Here is a 19,676-nt window from a genome sequence, read left to right on the forward strand (position 1 = left end):
TTGGCTGGTTCATCGCTGCGCAGCGATGAACCAGCCTGTTGATGGCACCGAAGTCCGGAGCCCCTCTGCGGGTCACAACTTCCGGTCGCGCGATAACACAGAGACTGGCCGAACCTCGAGCGGAAGCCTTCCCATCGCGGGGATCGGACCAAGGGCTCGCGGCAGCTTCTTGGTTTTGACCGGCTGGAACTCCCACTTCGACAGCAGACTGTGCAGAATAGTTTGCAGCGCTATCCAGGCATAATTGTTACCGATACACATCTGACTGCCCGTACTGAACGGAACGAAGCTCTTACATTTCGACCCGGAGTTGTTCGAGGTCGGCCACCGATCGGGGTCGAACGTGCTCGGATCGGCGAAAATGTGCGGGTTGCGGTGGATAGCTGCGATGCTGTACCCGATATCGGTCCCAGCAGGAAATGTGAAACCGTCGAGTTCGACCGTGGTGACGGTGCGTCTCGTCTGCAGTAGTGGTGAATGGGTCCGCGTGACCTCGTTCAGGAACCGGTTCAGATAGTCGAGTTGGTCGAGGCTCTGTGGGCTGAGGTCGCCGGCGGCGGAGATCTCCTGCTGCAGTCTCGAAGCAACCTCCGGACGATGTGCCAACTCGTACATAGCCCAGGTCAGCGTGGCGGTCGTGGCGTCGATCCCGCCGAAGAGGATGGTCACCGCCTGCTCTGCCAGGAACTTGTCACTACGGTGTTCCTCACCGAACGAATACAGCAGGATGTCGATCAGGTCGTTCCGACGCTCGCCGCTGGCCCGGCGCGCGACGATCAGCTGTTGACAGTAGTCCCGCAGTTGCGTTCCGGCCGACAAGAATTTGCGGTTCACCGGCAATGGCAGGCTCGCCAGTTTCTTGGGCAGCACACTGCCTACTATGGCGCCCGCGCCTATGTCCGCGATCAGACCCGAGATGAGTTGCAGCTCTTCGGTATCGGGTTCGTGCGAGAACAGCGACCCGAGCAGGCTGGCGATCACCAACCCCAACAGTGCGGAACGGGCCTCGATGATCTGGCCTGGCTGCCACGAACTCGCCAACGCATCCGCGTTGCGCTTTATGTTGGGCGCGTAGGTTTCCAACGCCGTCCGGTGGAACGCCGGCTGCAGCAGACGACGAAGATCTCTGTGTTGCTGACCATCCGCAACGATCAGCGAATCTCCGAATATGAGACGGATGCGTTCGAAGAGGAGCCCTCGCTCGTAGGCCTCGGAGTTCTCGACCAACACCCGGTGGAGTAGCTCGAAATCGGTAATGACGTAGACAACGAGATTGCCGATATCGACACGTACTATTTTCCCGACGTCGACCAGATCCACCATGAACTGGACTGGGTCACGCGATATCTTCCAACCGTGTCCGAGAACCGGCAAACGCCCGGGCACACTCGGGACGTCACGAAGTTCCACTGCGTGTTGCCTTCCGTTCGGCAGATTCGAAACCAGAGACTTCAAGTGATCGGATCACCACACGGACAGCAGCGACCTCACCGCAGTCGACCGCGTGGACCGGTTGTGCAGCAACCTTGCCGACGAGCATCACAGGAGGAGCGCTCGTGCCGAAAAGGCAGGTGTCTCGACCACCACGGCACAGCTGTTGCCATGCACCATCACTCGGCGGCGGCACGAGGCTGGGCGACTGCCCCGCCGATGTCGCAGGACGCCCCGGCTACGAAAAGCGGTCCCCCCGACTAGGTCGGTCATAGCCAACTCCTGGATCAGCGTGTCGGGCAACGATCTCCTCACAACTTCGACAAACCGGCCTCGGTTCCAGACTTTCTCCGATAGTCCGCACGGGGACTCCCGCACGGACAGACGACAACCGATCTGAAACACTGAGGCCTGTTGTCCATCAACACGTTACATTAGTCGGGATATCGGCCCGGCTCCGACTTTTTGCCGAACCACTAACGGCCCGAGCGCCATTCACGGTAGAAGCCACATCTGTCGGTCGGTGTCTATCGCGGCCGGGTAGTTCGCGTGACCATTGCGAACGACCTCAGCGCAACTCGTCCAGGTTCTCCCGCACCCGCCCGCACCGATCCTTCGTGACGTGTCACGGGGTGGCAGCCAGACTCGGCCACGATCGACCCGATACCTCCGGCCGTCGACGCCAGGCGCGGATTGCCCACGGCGCGACCAGTAATGACGCGACCGCCCAGTTGGCATCGGCAGCCCGACCGCCGTTGTCTGCCAGCGGGCCACGCCAGATCCCGGCCAGTCGGCGACCACACCATGCGACAGGTATGACGCAGCCCACACTCGCTCCTCGCACACTGCGATACCAACCCTCGTAGGATCGACACTCAGTTCAGCAACTAAGGGTCGCCAGCCGACCCGAACAAGTATTGGAAGCGTGACGCCGGAGGAGGGGATGGGGCAGGCGGTCGCGGCGACCGCACCGTACGCAAATTTGTTGCCGCCATAAGCTGCATTGTTTATCACGGCAATCGGTAGTTCCCATCCTTGGCCGATGAGCACCAGCCGCCAGGGGGGCGGCCATTGCGTCTACTTCGTAGTGTCGACAAGATCGTCTGTGACTCGGGGAGTATTGTTGTCCAAGATTCGTATTATCGGCGCTGTCGGCGTCGTCGTTCTCCTTCTCCTGGCCGGCTCGCTCTACTTCGTCTTGCGCGACAAGCCCGATGACGCCCCGGCGAATCAGAAGGCGATCTCGGTGACGGTCGACGTGACCAATCTCCCGCAACGCGTGATTCAGGTGAAGCAAACGATCCCCGTTCAGCCGGGCGAGGTCGAGCTGCTTTTTCCGCAGTGGCTGCCCGGCAACCACTCTCCGTCCGGTCCGATCGACAAGATCGCGGGCATCACCTTCACCGACGCCGGGAACAAGCTGGAGTGGAAGCGTGATCCGCGGAACGTATATGCGTTCAAAGTTACTGTGCCCGACGGCGTGGAATCGATCGACGCGGGCTTCCAGTACATGACCCCCACCGATTCCACTCAGGGGCGCGTGGTGATGACGCCGAATATGCTGAATTTGCAGTGGAATGCCGTGGTCCTCTATCCAGCTGGTTCTCCGGTCAGCAAGATTCCCTTCACCGCGAGCGTTACCTACCCGCCAGGATTCGAGGCCGGAACCGCGCTGGAGGTCGCCGGCAAGGACGGCGACACGGTGAATTACAAGACTGTTCCATTGGACATCCTCGTCGACTCGCCCGTGTATGCGGGGCGCTATCACAAGGAGTTCGACCTGGCTCCCGGCGCGAAAACCCCGGTGCGGCTGCAGGTATTCGCCGACGCGCCGGAGCAGCTCGAAGCCAAGCCCGAGCACATCGAGCAGCACAAGGCGCTGGTGCAACAGGCTCTGGGACTGTACGGCTCACAACACTACGACCACTACGACTTCCTGCTGTCGTTGTCGGATCAGCTCAGCTCCAACGGACTGGAACACCAACGATCCAGCGAGAACGGCCAACCCACGGACTATTTCACCGGCTGGGACCCCACGGTGGGCAGCGCCGATCTGCTCGGGCACGAGTACACCCATTCCTGGAACGGCAAGTTTCGACGCCCGGCAGACCTGTGGACACCCAACTACAACGTCCCGATGGAAGACAGCTTGTTGTGGGTCTACGAGGGACAGACGCAGTATTGGGGCAACGTGCTCACCGGCCGGTCCGGCTTGCGACCCGCGGAAGTCTCGCGTGACGCGTTGGCTTCGGTAGTCGCCGCCTACACCGACAACCGGCCCGGACTCTCCTGGCGCACTCTGCAGGACACCACCAACGATCCCATCATCGCTCAGCGGCGTACGAAGCCGTATCGGTCGTGGCAGCTCAGCGAGGATTACTACCAGGGCGGGCAACTGGTGTGGCTGGGAGTGGACGCGCGGATCCGTGAACTGACCGGGAACACCAAGTCACTCGATGATTTCGCTCGCGCGTTCTTCGGTGTCGACGACAGTAAGTGGGAGTCACAGAACACCTACGACTTCGACGAAGTCGTCTCGACGCTGAATGGCGTGGTCGCCGACGATTGGGCGAAGTACCTGCGCGATCGCATCGACGGAAAGGAACCGTTCGCCTCCAGTGTCGAGAAGACGGGGTGGAAGTTGGTCTACGACAACAACCCAGGTGCCTTGCTCACGGCGCAGATGAAGAAGGCTGAAGGCGCCGTCAACTACACCTACTCGATCGGTCTCAACGTATCCGGTGCAGGCAAGGTCACCGACGTGCGATGGGACGGACCCGCATTCAAGGCGAAAATCGGCACCGGGATGACGGTGGTTTCGGTCAACGACGCCCCCTATTCCCAAGCCACCATGGAAGCCGCGATCGAGGCGGCCAAGACCGACCCCGCACCGATCCGGTTGCAGGTGAAAGATTTCGATCAGACACGGACCATCGAACTGAACTATCACGACGGCCTCCGTTACCCGCATCTGCAACGCATCGAAGGCACCCCGGACTACCTCAGCCAGATCCTGGCGGCGCGGAACTGACGCCGCACGGGTAGTCCGCGGCCGACCCGGGTCGGTGCGGCGACGCACACGATAGTTGAGGTACCGCTGCTCGGGGACGCTCATGGCGAGTTGCGCGGCCTGCTGATAGCTGTTGATGGCGCCGATGCGGTCGCCGATCAGTTCCAGTAGGCGTGCGCGTACCTCGCCGTGCCAGCACATCCGGCAATGGGTTGCCGGCAGCTGTCTCGCCACGGCACGCGTCAGATTTGCTGTCGTGTAGCGCTTTTCGATCCGCGACAGAACGGTCGCCGCCGGGGTCGTCTCCAGCTCAGGACGAAGATCGGTCGGACCGCTGCGATCAGCGAGTCGGCTGCGCCCATCGACGCCGCGTAGCAGCCCGACAATGTCGAACCGGTGCCGGTGGGTCGGTGTCGGTGGCCTCGGAACCCTGACCAGCACCCGTCATTCGATGCTCTCATCGGGTGGGCGGATATCTTCTGGGTCCGATTCGAGCCTGGTGTGTGCGGGTTTAGCGACATGTTGCAGGGCCTGGAGCAGCTGTTCGATCGCCGCCTTGGGGAAGACCAGCTGATAGCCCTCTGTGTGGCTGCGGGCCTTCTTCAATTCGATGCCGAGCCGATCGAACTCGGTCACGAGATCCACGACAGGCCTGTGCTTGCGAGCCAGGTTCTGCAGCGCGCTCACGCCACTCTCGACGTCGTCGTCCGCGGCCGCCGGGGCGGGTTGCTCGCCGGAGGGCGATCCGAGCGGGGCAGCATGGTACAGAGCCGCAGTCGCACTCCCGGGCGGTAATCCCAGCGCCTCGAGTGCCCGGTCGTATTTGGCCGCCGTGGTGGAGCTGATGGTGTCGACTTGCCCGCTCTCGATCCGAGACTGGACGTTCCGGGTGGGACCACCCAGGTCGTGGATGCGCTGGTGGGTTATCAGCTCATCGGGAAGATTGCGCTGCCGGAACGCCTTCAACTGCCGACCGAATCGTTGTCCATCCGACTCGACGCTATGACGCTTCGCGGTCTCTTCGGCGCCCATGGCGAACACCATACCACTGGCTGCGCAGAGCTACCCATCGTGCACATGCACACCGCGTCATCATGCACACGCGCGTCGCTCGTCCTCGGTCGATTCGAGGCCGCTACTGCACGGCAGACGTGCAAAGTGGCTGGCTTCGAGCTGCTGAATTCAGCTCCGGAGGGCGTTCCATTCAACCAATGACACAATGCAATCTTCCCAGGTCAAGTGGTGTTTTCTGACAGCGTACCGACTGCGTGAGAGTGCAGGCTGCCGAGCATCGTGCACATCGACGCACACTGATGCGTTGACATGGACACTGCGGGTCGTTACGTTCGTCTACGAGCGCAGGTCTTGGTACCAGACGTGAGGTAGACATCGGCTATGTGGACGTTCGGCACGATTGAGCAGAGTCCCGGTGTAACTACGTTTGCCTGCGCTGATCAGCCCCATCGGCCCGTTGCCCTTGCCTCGCCGTGGCCTCGGCACCCGAACAACGCGAATCGACGAGGGAAGCCTGCTTCTTGGTTCGGTATCGCGGCTTGCTGCTCGAATAAGCCTGTCGTGTCCGATATTTCGAGCCATCGACAGATGTTTCCCCTCCCGAGCCGGCTGGACGTTTCTCGAGGGGCATCGATTTCTACGACGTGTTGGGGATGGCTTCGTCCGTCGATGGCGGCAAATCGGCCATACCTTTCGGCGCATTGATGCATGTATTACGAACAAAGGTAACGCGATGAGTTCTATGCAGAGTTCCACGATCGAGGACGTAGCGACCGCACACGAGGGCATTGCCGTGGTAGGGATCGGTTGCCGGTTCCCAGGACAAATCGCCAGTACCGACGACTTCTGGCAACTCCTGCTCGAGGAGCGGGATGCCATTCGCGATGTCCCGGCGGACCGGTGGACGAAGGCCGCCTTCTACGACCGCGATGCGGCCCGTCCGGGGCATCTTCGGACCCGCGCGGGCGGATACCTCGACGACATCACGGCGTTCGACGCGCACTTCTTCGGAATCACCCCGCTCGAGGCGCAGCGGATCGACCCGCAGCAGCGCCTGTTTCTGGAGACGACCTGGGAAGCGCTGCAGGATGCCGGTATCGTTCCCGAACGCCTCGCCGGTAGTAGGACTGCCGTCTACGCGGGAGTCTCCGGCCATGATTACGGGATCATTCAGCTCAATCCCGAGAATCGTTACCTGCTCGGCGGCCACACCATGGCCGGTATCACCAACTGTATTGTGGCCAACCGCGTCTCGTATCTGCTCGACCTGCGCGGTCCGAGCATGATCGTGGACACGGCCTGCTCGTCGTCATTGGTCGCCGTTCACCTTGCGTGCCGGAGTATCCGCTCCGGCGAGGCGACGATGGCGATCGTCGGCGGCGTGGGCGCGAACATCTTGCCCGAGACCACCATTGCGTTCAGTCAGGGGACATTTCTGTCGCCCGACGGCCGGTCCAAGTCGTTCAGTCGGTCGGCTGATGGTTATGTGCGCAGCGAGGGGTCGGGCACGGTTATTCTGAAGCCGCTGTCCGCGGCCATTGCCGACGACGATCATATCTACGCGGTGATCCGCGGTAGCGCGACCAATTCGGATGGTCGCACGAATGGCATGACCGTGCCCGGCGAGGAATCTCAGACGCAGATGATCGCGGATGCCTGTCGTGATGCGGGTATTGCTCCGTCCGACATCGGTTATGTCGAAGCGCACGGAACGGGAACGCCGGTCGGTGACCCGATCGAGGCGCGCGCACTCGGAAAAGCGCTGTCGGCCGGGCGTAACGGGAACGGGCCGTGCATCGTCGGCGCGGTGAAGTCGAATTTGGGGCACCTCGAGCCTGCGGCCGGAATCGCCGGAATGATCAAGGCGTGCCTGGTTGTCAGCAAAGGTGAGATCCCCGCGAACATTCACGCGGCGGAGCCGAACCCGGCGATCCCGTTCGACGAGTTGGGCCTGCAGCTTGCTACCGCCCGTCAACCGTGGCCTGCCGGTAGGCCGCGCCTGGCGGGGGTGAATTCGTTCGGGTTCGGCGGATCCAACGCCCATGTGATCCTCGAGGGTCCGCCGGATCAGGCGCCGAAGCCGGACAAGGTAACGGAGCGTGCGGCGCACGAGCCGGTGCTGTTCAGTCTCAGCGCCAAGTCGAAGGACGCGCTGCGCGCGTACGCCGACAGCTACGCGGACTTCCTCGATGATCCCACGGCAGCTGCGGCGCTGCCCGGCATCGCGGCCACGCAGGCACAGACGCGTTCGCATTATGACCATCGCCTTGCCATGGTGTGCTCGTCCGTGGACGAGCTGCGCACCGCCCTGCACGACGTGGCGGCGGGCTCGTCGCCGGAGTCGGTTCGCAGCGGTGTCAAAGGGCACGTCGCTTCGAATGTGACCTTTGTGTTCTCGGGTCAAGGTCCGCAGTGGTGGGGCATGGCGCGTGAGCTGCTCGCGCAGAGTCCGGTGTTCCGGCAGACGATCGAGCGGGTCGATGCCGAGCTGGGCAAGTACGCCGACTGGACCGTCACCGAGGAGCTACGCCGCGAAGAGGCCGACAGCCGCATCGGCGAGACCTTCATCGCCCAGCCCGCGGTGTTCGCATTGCAGCTCGGCTTGGCGGCGTTGTGGCAGAGCTGGGGAATCGTCCCCGCGGCCGTCGTCGGCCACAGCATCGGCGAAGTTGCCGCCGCCTGCGTATCGGGGGCGCTGTCGTTCGAGGACGCGGTACGGGTCATCTTCCATCGAAGCCGGGTGCAGCAGAAAGCCTCCGGAAAAGGGAAGATGCTCGCGGTGGGTCTGCCGCGAGACGCGGCGGAGGACCGAATCGCCGCGTATCGCGGGCGGGTGGCCGTCGCGGCGCTCAACGGCCCGGAGTCGACCGCCCTCGCCGGCGACCCCGACGCGCTCGCGGAAATCGAGCGTGAGCTCAATAACGACAAGATCTTCTGCCGCATGCTCCAGGTCAGTGTGGCGTTCCACAGCCACCACATGGATCCGCTGCGGGACGAGCTGATCTCCTCGCTCGCCGGGCTGGAGTCCGGTCCGGCGACGATTCCGATGTACTCCACGGTCACCGGAGCCATCGCCCCCACCGGCGCGCTCGATGCCGAGTACTGGTGGCACAACGTGCGCGAGCCCGTGCAATTCGCGCCGACCATCGATCGCCTGATCGAAGACGGGCACCTGACGTTCGTCGAATTGGGCCCGCACCCCATTCACGCGACCGCCATTGCGGAGCTGCTCGACAAGCGGCAAGTCAAGGGAACTGTCGTCGGGTCACTGAATCGCAAGAACAGCGATTACGTCACCCTGTTGAACTCGCTTGCTTCGCTGTATGTGGCAGGTTTCGACCCGGATTGGGACACCCTGTTCGACGGTATCTCCGAACGGGTGCCGGTGCCCTTCTACCCGTGGCAGCGCGAAAGCTATTGGCTGGAAGAGGCAACCGCACGCGGCAAGCGATTCCCGTCGCTGGGGCATCCGCTCGTCGGGGACGGGAGCCGCGTCGCAGTCGCCGACGAGCCGGGCAAACACGTATGGGAACTGAAGCTCGACCCGGTCCGATTCCCGTGGCTCGACGATCACCGGGTCCAAGGGCCCATCGTCTTTCCCGCGGCGGGACACCTGGACATGGTGATCGGCTGCGCGGAAGATGCGTTCGGCGCGGGCTCGTACTCGCTCGAGGATGTCGAGTTCCGGCGCGCCCTCTTCGTTTTCGACAACCGCCCGGCCCCATTGGTCCAGGTGGTGCTGACCGCGGCGCTGCAGTTTTCCGTTTACAGCCGCCAGGACGGCGACAAGGACTGGAGTTTGCATTCGCTGGGGACCCTCCGCCGCGATGCTCCCGCCGCCGCGCTCCCCAAACCGCTCGCGGAACTCCAGGCCGAGTGCAGCGCTGAGGTCGATCCTGCGGGTTTCTACGCCGACCTCGAACACAATGGCCTGTCATTGGGCGCGACGTTCAAGGCGGCCATCAAGTTCACGCACGCCCCCGGCCAATCGCTGGCGCTGCTCGAGACGCCGTCGGCGGCCGCGGACGAGGCGCCGCGCCATGCGTTCCATCCCGGACTGCTCGACTCGTGCATCACCTCGCTCGCCATGGTCTACGACGACGTCCTGCCGAGTAATCGTCCCGACGGCGAAGCCAAAACGCTCTTCCTTCCGGTCGAGGTCAAACGGTTCAGCTATTACCGCAAGCCCAGCGGTACCGTGTACTGCTACGGAAACGCACGCCTGCACGGGGACCCGATGTATCGCGAGGGCGATTTCTTGATCGTCGCCGACGACGGAACGATCGTGGCCGAGTTCGAAGGCATGCGACTCAAGTCCATCACTCAAAGTACCGATGCGAGCGACGACCTCCTGCAGTCGTTCTACGACTTCCGTTGGCACCCGGCACCGGTACACGCGAAGACACGCATCCCAGCCGATTTCCTGCCCTCGGAAGAAGACTTGCACGTAGCCGTCGATCCGTTGATCACCGAGCTGCGCGACTGGTCGGTCAACAACCACTACCACGCGGTGACGGAAGTGGATATGGACCGGCTGTGCATCGATTATGTGACCGAGGCCTTTTACCAGCTGGGTATGAACTTCTCCATCGACCGGCGCTTCACCCTGGACGAGGTCGCGCGGGAGCTCGGGGTACACGAGAAACATCGGCGGTACCTCGGTCGCGTACTCGAGCTGCTGTCGCTGCAGGGGATCATCGAAGACGACGCCGGAACGTGGCGGGTGCTGACTACGCCTGCCAGGGTCGATCCCGGACCGATACTTGCCCGGCTGCGCGTGGAGCATTCGGAATGCGCGAGCGAGTTCGCAGTGCTGGAGCGCTGTGGCACGAAGCTGGCCGCCGTCCTTCGCGACGAGGTCAATCCGGTCGAGCTCATCTTCCCGGAGGACGAGTTCGAATCGGTCGCCGATCTCTACGGGACCTCGTTCTCGTTCGAGAAGACCAATCGCATCGTCCGCCGCATCGTCGCGGAGTTGCTACGGGCCCTGCCGGGCGACCGACCGGTGCGCGTGCTCGAGATCGGTGCGGGCACGGGCGGCACGACCGGCCATGTGCTCGCCGAGCTGCCTGCCGAGCGTGCGGAATACGTGTACTCGGATATCTCGGAGCTGTTCCTTGCCAAGGCGCGCCAGCGGTTCGCCGACAGCGATTTCATGGACTACCGAATCCTCGACATCGAGTCCGACATCGAGGCGCAGGGCTTCGATCCGCACTACTTCGACCTCGTCGTGGCGTCGAATGTGCTGCACGCCACCGCGAGTCTGCGGGCCACCCTCGACAACGTCAAACGTCTGCTGACGTCGCAGGGGCAGCTCCTGATCGTCGAGGGAGCGGTGTCGCCGCACTGGGTCGACCTGACCTTCGGGATGACCGAGGGGTGGTGGCGGTTCGCCGACCACGACCTGCGGCCGGACTACCCGCTGCTGTCGGATGCGGCATGGCGCAACTTTCTGCCGACCGCGGGCTTCGAGCACGTCCAGGTCTTCTCCGAGCGAGCCACTGCGGAGCAGTCCGGCAACTCGGTGATTCTGGCGCGCGGACAGGCACTGGACCTCGAGCCGTATCAGCCGCACGCCGAGCCGGGTGCCTGGGTCGTCCTCGCGGACGCGGACGGTGTCGCCGAACGCTATCTCGCCATGCTCGGGGAGGCAGGCGCCGCGAGCGTCGTCGTCACGCGCGGCGCGGCCTTCGAGCAGCTCGACGCGCGGAGTTTCCGGGTGCACTCGACGAGCAGCGCGGATATGCAGCGCGTGTTGGAGCAGGTGCGTGAACACACCGCAGGTGTGGCCGGCGTGCTGCATCTGTGGAACCTGGATTTCGCGGGGTCGGATCTCACCACCGAGCTGTTGCCCGAGCTGGAACTTCATGGCGCCTACAGCGTGATCGCGCTGGCGCAGGCGGTTCAGCAGCTGGACTGGACCAAGGCGCCGCGGTTCTGGGTGGCGACAGCAGGGGCACAGATCATCGAGGAGACCGACCGCGTCGTGCCCGCACAGCTGCCGAGCTGGGGAATTCTCCGGGTGCTGTTGAACGAGCAGGTCACCCTGCCCGCGAAGATCATCGACTTCGACCCGGCGACGCCGGACGCCGGGCAGCGCGCGTCTCAGCTCTTCGATGAGCTACTTCATGTGCAGGCCGCAGACGAGGAGGTCGCCTTCCGCGCGGACGAGCGCTTCATCGACCGCCTCGAGCACGTCTCGCTCGCCGAGTTCGAGGCGTCGGTGGCGACACTCGCCCGCGTGGCGGACGAGACGCCCTTTACGCTGGCCGCTCCCGCCGAGCCCGGGGTCGAGCAGCTTCGGTTCGAAAAGCAGGCCGTGCCGGTCATCGGTCCGGGCGAGGTCGCCATTCGGCCGCTCGCCACCGGCCTGAACTTCCGGGACGTCATGCTGTCGCTCGGGGTGCTGTCGGAGGGCGCGACCTTCGGCGGGTTCTACGAGAACAACCTCGGTGTCGAATGCGCCGGAGTTGTCACGCAGGTCGGATCCGGGGTCGAGGGCATTGCCCCGGGGGATCATGTTGTCGCCTTTGCTCGCGGGTGCTTCGGCTCGGTGGTGGTCGCCGATGCCAGGCGGGTCTTCGCGGCACCGGCGGACCTCTCGGCCGCCGATGCCGCGACGCTGCCGATGGCGTACCTGACCGCCTGGTACGGCATGGTGGAGGTGGGCAGGCTGCGCCGCGGCGAGCGGGTTCTCATCCACGCCGCCGCCGGCGGTGTCGGGCTCGCCGCGGTCCACATCGCACACCTGCTCGGCGCCACGGTCATCGCCACCGCCGGTAGCGAGGAGAAGCGGGAATACCTGCGAACGCTGGGTGTCGAGGACGTTTTCGACTCCCGTTCGCTGGCGTTCGCCGACGCGATTCGACAGCGCTACGACGGGGTCGATCTCGTGCTGAATTCCCTTCAGGGCGAGACCATTCCGAAGAGCCTCGAGCTGCTCCGTCCGCGAGGGCGGTTCGTGGAAATCGGCAAGAAGGACATCTACGACAACTACAAACTGGGTCTGAAGCCGTTCGGCAACAACCTCATCTACGCGGCGATCGACATCGACCGACTGCTGCTGGAAGATCCGGCGCTGTGCCGCGAGTCCATGACGAAGGTGCTCGACGGTGTCGCGGCGGGCACGCTGCCTGCGCTCCCCCACACGGACTTCGGCGCCGACGACGTGGTCTCCGCGTTCCGATACATGGCGGGCGCCAAGCAGATCGGTAAAGTCGTTGTCGAGTTCGAGCCGGAGACAGAGCTTCTCGTCTATCCGGCCGCGAGTGCGGACCAGGCGTTCGTTGCCGATGGCACCTACCTGGTCACGGGCGGATACACGGGATTCGGTCTGTGGACCGCCCAATGGCTGGTCGACAAGGGCGCGGGCACCGTGGTGCTGGTCGGGCGCCGGGCCCAGGTCGATGCCGAGAACGAGTCGGTGATCGCGGCGATGCGGGAGGCAGGCGCCGATGTGGTGCTCGAACGGGCCGACGTGTCGAGCGAGGCCGAGGTCGTCGGGCTGCTGGATCGGCTGTCGGAACTGCCGCCGCTGCGGGGCGTCTTCCATGCCGCGATGGTGCTCGACGACGTGGCGCTGGCCCAGATGACCGAGGAGCAGTTCCTTCGCGCCGTGCGGCCGAAGATCGACGGCGCGTGGCATCTGCACAACCACACGCGTGCGCTGGACCTGGACGCCTTCGTCATGTACTCGTCGATGAGCTGGTACATCGGCACGCCCGGTCAAGCCAACTACGCAGCGGCGAACGGGTTCCTGGAAGCGCTTGCCGCACACCGCCGCGACCTCGGACTGCCTGCCCTGACGATCAACTGGGGCGCCATCGGGGAGGTCGGGTTCATTGTGCGCAACAAGCTCGACACGCTCGCTCGGATGGGCTGGAAGGCGATCTCACCGGACACAGCGTGCGGCTTCGTCGGGCGGTGCCTGGCGCAAGGTGTCAGCCGCGCAAGCGTATTCGGCGTGGACTTCGTGATGATGAGTCAGGTGATGCCGTCGTTCCGCAGCTCGCTACGGCTCGCGCATCTCGCCGTCGACGGCGGATCGGGCTCGGCCACCACGTTCGGTACCGAGAGCCTGCGTGCCGAGCTCATCGAGCTTGCGCCGGACGCGCGAGAAGCGCGGCTGGTGACGGCACTGTCCGAGCAGATCTCGCGGATCTTCGACATGCCGGTCGATCGTCTGGCCCATGACGTTTCACTGACCGACCTCGGCATGGACTCGCTGATGGCAGGCCAGATCCGCAACGTGCTGGCCAAGCAACTCGACATCGACTTCCCGACCATGGGCCTGATGCGCGGGCCCACCCTGGTCGAGCTCGCCACCGATGTCCTCGCCCACGTCTTCGACACCGGGTCCGTGGCGCTCCCCGCCTCCGGGGCGGAACCCGCAGGCCCGGAGCGCTGGATCCGCGCGACGAAGGGCCGATCCGACACAGCGACGCTGCGCGTATTCACGCTGCCCTTCGTCGGCGGCAGCGCCTCGGCCTTCACCTCGTGGGCGAACAGCCTGCCCGACACGGTCGACGTGGTGGCAATCCAGTACCCGGGCCGGGACAACCGCATCGACGAGGTTCCGATCGACTCGATGCCCGCGTTCATCGCGGAGCTGGCCGATGCCATGCTGCCGTACCTCGACCGGTCCTTCGTCATCTATGGCCACAGCATGGGAGGGCTGATCGCATACGAGCTCACCAAGTACCTCGAGCAGCAGTTCGCCGAGGTCCCGATGAAACTCATCATCGGGGGATGGCCCTCGCCCGAGCTGGTCGAGGGTTACGTGCGGAACCTGAAACACATCCGCGACGGCTTCGACCTGGACCGCGAATCGGACAGCCGGATACTCGAAGTGTTGCGAGACAACGGTCTGTTCGCCGAACACTTCGACGACGAATCGGCGGTCAAGCCGCTGATACCGGCGGTACGGGCGGATCTCAAGATGCTCGGCAACTATCGCTTCGACAACGGTGTCACGTTGCGGGCTCCGATCACGGTCCTGCGCGGTGCCGAAGACCCGCTGTTCGAGCCGACCCAGCTGCGCGGCTGGGAGCAGCTGACGATCGGCGGCTTCTCGCTCACGACTGTTCCCGGTGGCCATCTGTTCATCCAGAACGCAAGCCCGCAAGTGATGGAAACGATCGCCGAGGAGCTGTCTGCCGAGAACACCTTCCCGAGTTTCACGGGTCTCGTGGTCGGCGCCGACTAGCTCCAACGGGGATGAACAGCGTGAACGGAGAATCATGAATCAAATCGAACGTTACGACGTCGTGGTATGTGGCGGGGGTTTAGCCGGCCTGACCGCGTCGAGGCAGATCAAGCGGGCCATGCCCGACTGCACCGTGCTGGTGCTGGAACGCAGCACCGGCGACATCCCCGACGCCGCCTACAAGGTGGGTGAATCGGCGGTCGAAGCCGGTTCGCACTACTTCGCCGAACAGCTCGGCCTCAGAGGGCATTTCAACAGGCAGCAGTTGCCCAAGCTCGGGCTGCGCTTGTTCTTCGGCGATGCCCGCGGCCCCTTCGAGGCCCGGCCCGAGATCGGTTCGCGGCGGTTCCCGCGCGTGCACTCGTATCAGATCGACCGCGGCATCCTCGAACGAGAGCTGCGGCGCGGCGCTCGTGAACTCGGTGTCGATCTCGTCGAGCTGGCCAAGGTGACCGATGTCGACTTGGCCGGCGACGACGAGGATCACGTCGTCCACTACGAACTGGAAGGCGAAAGCACCGAACGCACGGTCCGGGCGCGCTTCATCGTCGACGCCTCGGGGCGTCACCGGCTGATCCAACGCAAACTCGGCCTGGGCACGCCGAGCGCACACAAGATCAACGCGGCCTGGTGGCGCTTCCGCGGTGAATACGACGTAGAGAAGATGGCGGCGGCCACCAGCCCGACCTGGACGCCGAAAACCCAGGAGCGCCGGTGGTTTTCCACCAATCACCTGATGGGTACCGGCTACTGGGTGTGGATGATCCCGCTGTCGTCGGGAAACACCAGCGTCGGCATCGTGACCGACGAGAACGTCCACCCCTTCAGCACCTACTCGACCGAGACGAAGGCCCGCCGCTGGCTCGACGAATACGAACCGACGCTCGCCAAGTTCGTCGAGAAGGCCGAGATCATCGACTTCCTCAAGGTGCGCAACGCGAGTTACTTTTCCAAGCAAGCGTTTTCGCACCATCGATGGTCCTGTGTCGGCGAGGCAGCCGTATTCCTCGACGCCTTCTACAGCCCGGGCTCCGACTGGATCGCCTACACCAACACCATCACCACGCGGATGATCGAACTCGACCGCAAAGGCCAACTGACCGAGGCTGTCGCCGACACGTACAACCAGCTGCTGCTCGAAGATCTCTGGCAGAGCTACTTTCCGGTCTATTTGAACAACTACCCGATCTTCGGACACGCTCCTGCCATGTTCACCAAGGTCATTTGGGACACCTCGTTCTACTGGGCACTGCCCGCCCAGTTGCTCTTCCGCGGCCTGATCGCCGACGAAGACGCGGCCGCCGAATTCCATCCCATCGCACAACGATTCCATGGCATCCAGCAGCGCATGCAAGCGAACCTGCGGGGCTTCGCGACGCAAACCCGTCCGACGGACGAGTACATGTTCCTCGAGTACAGCAAGGAACCCATCTGCACACAGCTGCACTTGGACCTGATCACCGACAAGACCGCCGACCGGTGCTTCCGCGACATGCGGCGCAATGTCGACCGTTTGGAATCGTGGGCGGGGTCGTTCGAGCGAGAACTCGCCAAGAGATACGACCTCCCCCAGCCGGAGCCGACCGCGACCGTCGTCCGGTAACGGCAGGCCGGAAGCGAACGGCGTGCAGAACCGCCCCGAGTTCCTTCGTCGATGTTTCGCACTGGAAACGACAGTGACGCTTAAACTGATCATGCTGGCGGAGCGTAAGTTTCGCGCTGCGGGAAGGGGTGGCCAGGAGCTCATGCCACAGCGCTACGCCGCCATCGTTCGGGGTGAGGAGGGGCTATGACCGCAGAATCCACCGCGCCGCCCCTGTTCATCCAAAGGTCGGGGACCGGGCCACCGCGGCTTGGTGCGCAGCGGGCCGAGGTACCCGGCGCCGGGCATGCCGTCGCACGTGCACGGGGTTCAACACGATATTGGAATCATTTCTGACAGCGGCGCAACGCAGCCGCGATAACGAAGGATGCACTCATGAGCGATGACGCAATCCACGGGCACGAACAGATCCTCGAGCACACATTCGCAATGCTTCGCAGTTTTCCGACCCCACCCGGAGTCAACCTCCTGCTTCCTCCGCCGTCGACGAAGACCTTGGACATGCAGTTCGAAGAATACGTCCCTGCTCGATCGTTGACCGCGACAGTGGAAGTGCCGCTGCAGTACGCGAACGCCGTCGGCCTGCTGCAGGGAGGATTTCTTTCGGCGATGATCGATGACCTCTTCGGGGCGCTCAGTTACCTGACCGCGCGCGGTCCGACGACGAGTTTGGACATGACGACGCATTACCTGCGCCCGGTGTTCGCCGGCGAACGGCTGAGGTTGCACACCGTGGTGCGCAAAAGTGGACGAACGGCCATTTTCCTCGCCGCGGAAGCACACAACGGATCCGACAAGCTGGTGGCGACGGCGACGTGCACGTTGCAAGTCCTGCCCGTGCCGACTTCGTAATGCAGAGGAACCCCATGACTGTGAGTCAGCCGTTCGACTACTCGGGCCGCAGCGTTTTCGTAGCAGGCGGTACGAGCGGTATCAATCTCGGCATCGCACACGCCTATGCGAAGGCGGGAGCCAGTGTCGCCGTGCTGTCCCGTAAACAGGCGAAGGTCGACGCGGCCGTCGCCGAACTGCGCGAGCACGGCGGCTCGGTGCTCGGATTCGCTGCCGACGTGCGTGAGTTCGACGCCGTCGCCGCGGCGTTGACCTCAGCGCGGGACCAATTCGGTGAACTGGACGTCCTTGTCTCCGGTGCGGCGGGCAATTTCCCCGCGCCGATCACCGCCATGTCGTCGAACGCATTCAACGCCGTCATCGGCATCGACCTGGCCGGCACGTACAACGTGCTGCGGGCGGGGTACGAGCACCTCCGCAAACCCGGCGCGTCGGTGATCACCATCTCCGCACCGCAATCATCGATCCCCATGCCGATGCAGGTGCACGCATGCTCGGCGAAGGCAGGGGTCGACATGCTGACCCGAGTGTGCGCGATCGAGTGGGGCGCAGCCGGTGTCCGAGTGAATGCGGTCATTCCCGGTCCGATCACCGGTACCGAGGGGATGGCGCGGCTGGCGCCAACTCCACAGATCGAGCAGGTCATCACCGAGTCGGTGCCGCTGGCCCGATACGGGACCGCGCAGGAGATCGCCGACTGCTGCCTCTGGTTGAGTTCGCCGATGGCGAGTTACGTCACCGGCGCACTCATTCCCGTCGATGGCGGGTGGTCGCTCGGCGGCGCGGCGCAGATGTTCACCGAGATGCGCAAATTCGTCGACAATCCTGATCACCTCGCCAGCTATGGTTCGCAAAGCTAGGTTCGCGAACGGATTCGTCAGGCGACGGCCCTGCCGCCGTCGCCTGACGGCCTTGCCCGACAAGCGGGGTTTCAGCGTCGTCGTACCCCGCGGCAAACAATGCCGGCCGACCCCGCTCCGAAGTTTGCTCTGACCACGAATCTGGCAGGTGCACAGTGAAATCCATCGCTTCGATACCCATGGCCCGGGGGCGGCTGCCGCTGATAGGGCATCTGCTGCCGCTGGTACGCGATCCGCTCGGGTTCCTTTCCGCGCTCCCCGCCCAGGGTGCGCTGGTCCGTTTCGAGCTGGGACCGCTCGAGGCGATCCTGGTCTGCGACCGGGAGCTGGTGCAGCACGTCCTGCGCCACGACCGAATCTTCGACAAGGACGGCGGAACGCTGTTCGAACAAGGTCGGCGCGCGCTCGGCGACGGACTTGTCACGTGCCCACACAGCCGACATCGACGGCAGCGCCGCATGCTGCAACCGGCCTTCCACCGCAGTCGGCTGCCCGCGTACGCGGCGTCGATCTCGGCGCAGATCGATGCCATCACCAGCGCCTGGCAATCCGGGCAGGATCTCGACATCCTCATGGAGACAGGGAAGTTCGCGAACGCGACCGCGACCGTCGTATTCTCCGGAGCGGTGCCCGAATCCACGGCGGCGCAGACGATCGACGATATCGACGCCATCTTCGTCGGAGTCTTCCGCCGCAGCCTGGTCCCGCAGCTGCTGACCCGGCTGCCCACCCCGGGCAACCGCGCCTACCAGCGATCCATCAAGCGGCTGCGCGGCACCCTCGGCGACCTCGTTGCCGCCCGCCGCGCCGCGGACGTGGACCACGGAGATCTGCTCTCCGCCTTGCTCGATGCCCGCGACACCGACGGAAAAGGCTTGTCCGACACCGAGATCAGCGATCAAATGATCACCTTCCTCAATGCGGGCACCCACACCACCGCCGATGCGCTCACCTGGGCGCTGTACGAGCTGGACCGGCACCCCGACATCGCCGGGCGCCTGCATGCCGAGGTCGACGGTGTGCTGGCGGGACGCGCGGCCACCTATGACGATCTGCCCGACCTGCCGCTCGTCGGCCACTTCATCACCGAGACACTGCGATTGCGCGGACCCGCGTGGCTGCTCACCCGGCACGTCACCGAGGACACCGAGCTGGGCGGATGCCGCTTGCCGAAGGGCACCATCGTCGCCTACAGCAGCTACCTCGTCGGCCACTGTCCTGACGTCTATGCCGAACCCGATCGATTCGACCCCGACCGCTGGGATACCACCACACCGCCACCGCAGAACGCACTGATCCCCTTCGGCGGCGGCGCCCGCAAATGCATCGGTGACCTGCTGGCCCTCGACGAGGCCGCTATTGCGCTGGCCACTATCGCCGCCCGCTGGCGCCTGCGTGCGCTTCCTGGCAACGATATGCGGCCTGCCCTTGCGGTGACGCTGCACCCCCGACGCCTGTACATGCGCGCCGAAATCCGCACTCCAGCAACATCACCGACCTCAGCGGCAACCAGCTGAAACAGCCATTCCACCAGACGCAAGATCACAGACCGCGTCCGGTACCGACGTGCTAGCCTGAGTTCGGGGACAAGGAATGATGTCGAGTTCGGTCGAATGGACCCTTCTACGATAAGCGCTGTGCCAGCGGCAATGACGCCGTTGTTGATGCGCGGTTGGTAAGACCCGATCTGCAAGGGTAAGG

The 19,676-nt window shown here is 64.2% G+C and carries 8 protein-coding genes; 6 read left to right on the top strand and 2 right to left on the bottom strand.

Annotated elements, in window-relative coordinates; all coding sequences use genetic code 11:
- Nucleotides 1–72: 72 nt before the first annotated feature.
- A complete protein-coding gene (locus DMB37_RS12415) occupies nucleotides 73–1,410 on the bottom strand; it encodes a cytochrome P450 (protein ID WP_167768825.1) in 1,338 nt (445 codons plus the stop codon).
- A 1,063-nt stretch (nucleotides 1,411–2,473) separates the two neighbouring features.
- On the opposite strand from DMB37_RS12415, the gene DMB37_RS12420 reads away from it, so the two are divergent.
- Entirely contained in the window at nucleotides 2,474–4,462 is a 1,989-nt protein-coding gene (locus DMB37_RS12420) for a peptidase M61 (protein WP_240772368.1), read from the top strand.
- 423 nt (nucleotides 4,463–4,885) lie between these two features.
- On the opposite strand, the gene DMB37_RS12425 is transcribed toward DMB37_RS12420, so the two are convergent.
- Entirely contained in the window at nucleotides 4,886–5,473 is a 588-nt protein-coding gene (locus DMB37_RS12425; protein WP_135232827.1) for a hypothetical protein, read from the bottom strand.
- Between the two features lie 715 nt (nucleotides 5,474–6,188).
- Between DMB37_RS12425 and DMB37_RS12430 the strand changes: the two genes are divergently transcribed.
- The 5 genes from DMB37_RS12430 to DMB37_RS12450 all read left to right on the top strand — a co-directional run bounded on the left by DMB37_RS12430 (nucleotide 6,189) and on the right by DMB37_RS12450 (nucleotide 19,492).
- Nucleotides 6,189–14,660, top strand: a complete 8,472-nt coding sequence (locus tag DMB37_RS12430; RefSeq protein ID WP_135232828.1) for a type I polyketide synthase — start codon at nucleotides 6,189–6,191, stop codon at nucleotides 14,658–14,660.
- Between the two features lie 34 nt (nucleotides 14,661–14,694).
- The gene (locus tag DMB37_RS12435; protein WP_135232829.1) at nucleotides 14,695–16,263 is read left to right on the top strand and encodes an NAD(P)/FAD-dependent oxidoreductase; all 1,569 of its coding nucleotides are present in this window, start codon (nucleotides 14,695–14,697) and stop codon (nucleotides 16,261–16,263) included.
- Nucleotides 16,264–16,764: 501 nt separating this feature from the next.
- Nucleotides 16,765–17,115: a PaaI family thioesterase gene (locus DMB37_RS12440; RefSeq protein WP_240772521.1), complete on the top strand. Its 351-nt coding sequence runs from the start codon at nucleotides 16,765–16,767 to the stop codon at nucleotides 17,113–17,115.
- A 14-nt stretch (nucleotides 17,116–17,129) separates the two neighbouring features.
- Nucleotides 17,130–17,975, top strand: a complete 846-nt coding sequence (locus DMB37_RS12445; RefSeq protein WP_206055244.1) for an SDR family oxidoreductase — start codon at nucleotides 17,130–17,132, stop codon at nucleotides 17,973–17,975.
- A 155-nt stretch (nucleotides 17,976–18,130) separates the two neighbouring features.
- A complete protein-coding gene (locus DMB37_RS12450) occupies nucleotides 18,131–19,492 on the top strand; it encodes a cytochrome P450 (RefSeq protein WP_240772369.1) in 1,362 nt (453 codons plus the stop codon).
- Nucleotides 19,493–19,676 lie beyond the last annotated feature (184 nt).

The sequence above is a fragment of the Nocardia sp. CS682 genome (assembly GCF_004634405.1).
Lineage (GTDB): Bacteria > Actinomycetota > Actinomycetes > Mycobacteriales > Mycobacteriaceae > Nocardia > Nocardia ninae.

Bases quoted from the DNA above. Each gene is read 5' to 3' on its own strand.
- DMB37_RS12420 (WP_240772368.1), top strand. From the start codon at position 2,474: ATGAGCACCAGCCGCCAGGGGGGCGGCCATTGCGTCTACTTCGTAGTG.
- DMB37_RS12425 (WP_135232827.1), bottom strand. From the start codon at position 5,473: ATGGGCGCCGAAGAGACCGCGAAGCGTCATAGCGTCGAGTCGGATGGA.
- DMB37_RS12430 (WP_135232828.1), top strand. From the start codon at position 6,189: ATGAGTTCTATGCAGAGTTCCACGATCGAGGACGTAGCGACCGCACAC.
- DMB37_RS12435 (WP_135232829.1), top strand. From the start codon at position 14,695: ATGAATCAAATCGAACGTTACGACGTCGTGGTATGTGGCGGGGGTTTA.
- DMB37_RS12440 (WP_240772521.1), top strand. From the start codon at position 16,765: ATGCAGTTCGAAGAATACGTCCCTGCTCGATCGTTGACCGCGACAGTG.
- DMB37_RS12445 (WP_206055244.1), top strand. From the start codon at position 17,130: ATGACTGTGAGTCAGCCGTTCGACTACTCGGGCCGCAGCGTTTTCGTA.